Origin of the sequence: Bradyrhizobium sp. URHD0069 (genome assembly GCF_000701345.1) — a bacterium.
Taxonomy (GTDB): Bacteria; Pseudomonadota; Alphaproteobacteria; order Rhizobiales; family Xanthobacteraceae; genus Bradyrhizobium.
Map to the genome: position 1 here is coordinate 1 of NZ_JNIJ01000103.1, position 4,703 is coordinate 4,703.

General features: G+C 58.3%; 6 protein-coding genes and 3 pseudogenes. 5 read left to right on the forward strand and 4 right to left on the reverse strand.

Annotated features, from left to right (window positions below):
• Positions 1-245 (reverse strand): annotated as a pseudogene (locus N554_RS41590) (IS30 family transposase); the annotation flags it as partial.
• A 189-nt stretch (positions 246-434) separates the two neighbouring features.
• Here N554_RS41590 and N554_RS36750 point away from each other — a divergent pair.
• Positions 435-828, forward strand: a pseudogene (locus N554_RS36750) (cupin domain-containing protein).
• A 167-nt stretch (positions 829-995) separates the two neighbouring features.
• Here the strand turns inward: N554_RS36750 and N554_RS0130190 are convergent.
• Entirely contained in the window at positions 996-1,265 is a 270-nt protein-coding gene (locus N554_RS0130190) for a DUF3551 domain-containing protein (RefSeq protein WP_029586853.1), read from the reverse strand.
• A 687-nt stretch (positions 1,266-1,952) separates the two neighbouring features.
• Between N554_RS0130190 and N554_RS40575 the strand changes: the two genes are divergently transcribed.
• On the forward strand, positions 1,953-2,285 hold the full coding sequence (locus tag N554_RS40575) for a hypothetical protein (protein WP_156042199.1): 333 nt from the start codon (positions 1,953-1,955) through the stop codon (positions 2,283-2,285).
• A 63-nt stretch (positions 2,286-2,348) separates the two neighbouring features.
• On the opposite strand, the gene N554_RS36755 is transcribed toward N554_RS40575, so the two are convergent.
• On the reverse strand, positions 2,349-2,801 hold the full coding sequence (locus N554_RS36755; protein WP_036054655.1) for a hypothetical protein: 453 nt from the start codon (positions 2,799-2,801) through the stop codon (positions 2,349-2,351).
• 110 nt (positions 2,802-2,911) lie between these two features.
• Between N554_RS36755 and N554_RS0130215 the strand changes: the two genes are divergently transcribed.
• The 3 genes from N554_RS0130215 (at position 2,912) to N554_RS41330 (ending at position 4,375) form a co-directional block, all read left to right on the forward strand.
• Complete coding sequence (locus N554_RS0130215; RefSeq protein ID WP_029586857.1) at positions 2,912-3,289, forward strand: hypothetical protein; 378 nt, start codon at positions 2,912-2,914, stop codon at positions 3,287-3,289.
• Between the two features lie 428 nt (positions 3,290-3,717).
• Positions 3,718-3,954 (forward strand): hypothetical protein, encoded by a 237-nt coding sequence (locus N554_RS41325; RefSeq protein WP_029586858.1) that lies wholly within the window; start codon positions 3,718-3,720, stop codon positions 3,952-3,954.
• Positions 3,917-4,375 carry a hypothetical protein gene (locus N554_RS41330; RefSeq protein ID WP_051677799.1) on the forward strand — a complete coding sequence of 153 codons (459 nt, stop codon included), beginning with the start codon at positions 3,917-3,919 and terminating at the stop codon, positions 4,373-4,375. The genes N554_RS41325 and N554_RS41330 overlap by 38 nt, the downstream gene beginning before the upstream one ends.
• Positions 4,376-4,502: 127 nt before the next feature.
• On the opposite strand, the pseudogene N554_RS41335 reads toward N554_RS41330, so the two are convergent.
• A pseudogene (locus N554_RS41335) lies at positions 4,503-4,703 on the reverse strand (IS110 family transposase); the annotation flags it as partial.

Genomic DNA, 4,703 nt, shown 5'->3' on the forward strand with positions numbered 1-4,703 from the left:
CGCAACGAGCAGCGCATGCTGAGCCATCGAGAGATTTCCTCTCGTTCAGAAAGGCCGAGCGCCTGTTTGGCACGGTGCCGATCCGGAGGACGTATGCCACCGGTTGGCGAGATCACAGAGAAGACCGACGAGGACTCCCGGTCAAATCGGCGTCCGATCGAACTCATCGGCTCGCCGGCCTGCCAGCGATCCCAGATCTCAGACCGCTGAGCGGTCGAGTAATAAATGCGACGTCGCTGTTTCATGCCCACACTCCATCTTTGCTAAAAGATTAGAGTGTTGCGCTGACCAATTGAGCCCGCCACCCAGCTCGGTCATTCGGCGATGAATTTTGCAGTGATGCACAACAGCGCAACCGTGTGGGCGCGGGCGCAGCCCTAAACCCACCGCCCGTAACCGGCGCAGAAGCCAAGTTGAGCAAGGAGGCGACGATGATGAAGTGCAAAAGCATACTGGCGATTGTAGTCGTCGGAAGCGGCTTGGTGCTGCACGCGGCGCAGGCGCAGCAGCCGGAAGTCAAGCGCACCGAGCTGCAGCGGGAGCGTCCCGGGACGCGAGGTCGTCCAGGTGCGCGTCGATCTCGCCCCCGGGGTGGCGTTCCCCCCGCACCGCCATCCGGGCGAAGAGATCATCTATGTCATCGAAGGCTTGTGGGAATATCAGGTGGAGGGAAAACCGCCGGTGACGCTCAAGGCCGGCGACGTCTTGTTCATCCCCGCTGGAACGGTCCACGCGGCGAAGAACGTCGGCAGCGGCAACGGCGCGGAACTCGCCACATATATCGTCGAAAAAGGGAAGCCACTCCTCGAACTGGTCCCGACGAGGTGATCGAGCAGGCGACCTTCGAAGCAATCCAGAGGATTTAATATGGCTGTTACTGGATTGCTTCGTCGCTTCGCTCCTCGCAATGACGAGAAGTGGCCTATTCTACTGGCCGCTTTTTGAGTCAGACTCCTAGGAGCAAAGCGGACATCGGCCAGCGATCTGCCAACGACTTATGAGTACACGTCCTGGTAGACGCGGCGATAATGTCGTCCCGCCGGCACTCGCGCGCCCGCAAAATATGGATTGATGACGCACTGGGCGGGGAGGCCCGATGCCGACGCGTTGCACTGAGGCATCGACGTGTAGCGGCATTCGTAATGGCTGCCCCGGTCGTACACGTGCAGGCAAACCGGATAGTCCGGATCGTACGTCTGGGCCCGAGCCGGCGCCGCCGTCAAAACCGTCGCGATCGCCGAAATCGCCAAAGCCGGAATGCGCATCAGGGCCTCCTTCGCTGCCGACGCTTGGCAGGTGAACGCGGGCACCGCTCCTTCGCTTCTAAGGATTGGAGCACGAACTAACACTCAATTTAGTGGTGTCGGCCGATTGCGAACCTACATCAACCTCACCCATTCGGCGTTCTAATGAAAGCTCCCACTATGAATTGTCACCCCTCCGAGCTCAACGGTACTGTGTTCGGCATGCATGATTGGCCTGACTGTCTGCGGGGCCAAGCCACCATGTATCGGAAACTTGCCGAGCAGACCGACGATCCTATCGTCAAGAACGAGCTGCTTGAGTTGGCGTCCGTGTGTGATGAGGTCGCCAATAACATCGAAGATCGTCTAGGCCGTGTAGTCATAAATTAAGTTTGCCAAGTGCGTTCGGGCTAGGTTTGCCCCAGTTCGCTACCCGGTGCATCGGACGGGAATTTGTAGGATCCGAACCTCAGAACCAGTTCTGCGAACGACAGGATCAGGATTGCGCCGGTGTTAGCCAGCGCGCTCGCTTGCTTATGGCACGTAGCGCCGCTCTATTTCCGAACAATCGCGATTTATGAGTACGCCCTAATAGGCGGGTAACCAGGCGGCGGTTGAGCATGAAGGCACGATGCCCAAGAAAACGGTCGAGAGAAAAACGGTCGAGGGAAAATGAAAGAGGCCGCCAGCTGAGGCGGCCCCTTTGAGATGGCGGGAGACTATAAATCACCACCAATGGCGATGATGCCGCCAACCAAAATGGTGGCCGCGGCCGCGGCCCCAACCGTAATGATGCCCACGCCCGCCGCGCCCGAAATGGCCGTGACCATGACCGTGGCCGCCCTTGACCTGGATGACAGCTCCATCGGAGCTGCCGAGAGCATCCGGTGTTGCGGCGGGCATTGCGGACGCGGTTCCTGCCGCAGCAAGGCTACCGAGGGCGGCAAGTCCAACAAGGGCAAATCTGAGTTTCATGGGTTTCTTTCTGTGGCATTCCAAAACTTCGCGCACAGTAAGAAGCTGAATGTGAACAAGGGATGACGAGGCGCGCCATTTTTGCGTGACGAAATTGCGGCGCGCATCTGCCATGCGCGGCGTCGCGCCCTAAGGCGACGGGCGACGCGTGCATTCCTTCTTGGAGCCGTTGTCCAACGTCAACCGTCCGGATTGCGCAAACCGCTGCAAGTCCGGCGCCGACAGTTCACTGCTGCTCATGAACTCTGAAACCGCGGCGTTCGACGTCCATTCGATGTAGTAGACCACGGCGACTGCCAGGCTGAGCAAGACAGCAATCTGCATCACCAGGATTCTGACGACTCCCTGCCAGCCAGGGCCGGCATTTACGCGACTTAACAAAAACCTGAGCATTGATGCCTCCCGTAACAGGGTGCTGCATGGCATTAGCCCGAACCGGAATGTATCGCTGTGAAATGCTTCACATCTTTGGAAAATGATCGTCGTTTTCGCGCCGGTCGAGATCACGCTTTCGTGCGGCCGGAGGATGGCCGGAGCGGCAACACCATCGATTGAAAGCCCTTTCAGCGCGGCGCTAACCAAGCCGAATTATCGTCGTGGCTGATGGAACCAAACGCTCATGATCCGAATAATGAAGAGTCCCTCTGGAACGCTAAATCCTGGGATCCGTGCAATTCTATGGAGCGATTTTCATGAGAATAATATCATGCGCCATTGCGGTCGCGGCCGTGTTCGCTGCAACCGAAGCATCGGCCCAAACGGTCAACCTGACCGGCATGTATAGATGCGTCGAAGCGTGTCGGGCGGGCCCGGTCGGCAGCCCCGCCTTCGTCACGCAGAACGGACCGGATATGAATCTCCTCAACGAAGCCGGTCAGCCTTCCCGCGCCTGGCCTGATTCGTTTGCGCCGGCGACCCGGATCTGGGCGGATGCCTGGGATGTGGGCGCCGTCTATTCGCCTGACGGTATGACCATTCAATTCGACAACGGAACGATCTGGCGGCGCGATTTGGGACCACCGCCGCCGCCGCTCCGGATTCGGGCGCGAGGACAAGCAGCGCTCAGGTGATGCGCAGACGGCAAGCCGTCGCGGCCGCGGCCAACAGGTGATGGACGTGCTGCTACCGTTCTAAGTCTTTCGTTAGAGCTCCCACATCTCATGGCGGTCTCGAGACGCGATGCGATGTTCAACGCGGCCTCCGTCAGCTCCCTTGGCGGGGGCTGCGGTCGTTTGGGAAAGTCCGTGCTTACCGACGAAGCAATCGAGCTTTTTCTTTCGCCCGCGCGATGATTAGACTAAGTCGTGTACTCACAATCAGGTTCGTGAATAGCCCGCCTTTCCTCCGATTGCGACTCTAGAACAAAATCAACTATGTAAGGTCCAATTCGGGGTCAGAAACAGAAATTAGCTGAATATCTCCAATCGCCTAGCTATGGGACGCTAGGCAATGCACGAACCTTATAACAGACCAAAGTGACAATGGCAGAAAGACTGAAATGCCCGGCAAATACGATAATCTGACAGAGGCGCAATTGGTCGAGCTTTTGGAAAAGCGGGACCGGACCAAGAAACTAGGTCTGGTGTGGGAGCGGGACGAAGTCGAGGCGGATGCGGCCATCGATGCGAATTTCATAGCCTGCGAGATCGTTCCCGAATTGTCAGACAAGGCGGCACCTTGGGAATCGGCGTTTCATCATGGTGTCCTCCACCGAGGCGACCAAAGAAGGGCCTGACAAAAACCTCTGCCGGGACGTGACTGCCGAACGCATCCGGCGGCTGAATCTTAGCGACGAATTGAAATACGCCGGCATCGCCGCTGGCTTTGCGTATTTGCGCACGAGGGAAATCCTTTTCGAAGACTTCGACTACGACCTGCGGCCTGCCGATGCCTGGACAGCCCTCGAAGCTCTGCACGACCTGCCGTTGACTCTCTATGATCCGAAGAAGCCATGGAACCTGCACGAGGGCGCAAAAGTAGCACTCGTGCTAGTTGATCGGGTCGATCCATCGCTTCTCGAATGGCTCAAGGGCCGCGAGCGGCAGAATCTCTTCGTTTATGCTTGGGCTCCAGGACAGATCGCTCAACAGCTTGACGGAACTCGGATTGATGTCCGCTCCGTGCGCGACACGCTGGTCAAGAGGTTTCAGCAATGAGCGAGGGGCATCTTTCACTTGCCGGTTACCAGCTTCGGGCGGTGACGGCCTTGACCCCGCCCGCTCACCGGTCTGTTGGCTTTACATCGCGCTCGGTCGAGGATCGAGCGCGATGTAGACGCGCTCATTAGGCGACGGCGTAGCGGCTGGGATCCCATTTCTGTCGACGTGCGATCAGGATATTGAGGATGACGATCAACTTGCGCATGCAAGCGACGAGCGCAACCTTCGGCTCCTTTCCTTTGGCAATCAGGCGGTTGTAAAAGGCCTTGAGCACCGGGTTGTTCTGCGTGGCTGCGCCGAGACAGGGCATGTAGATGGCGTTGCG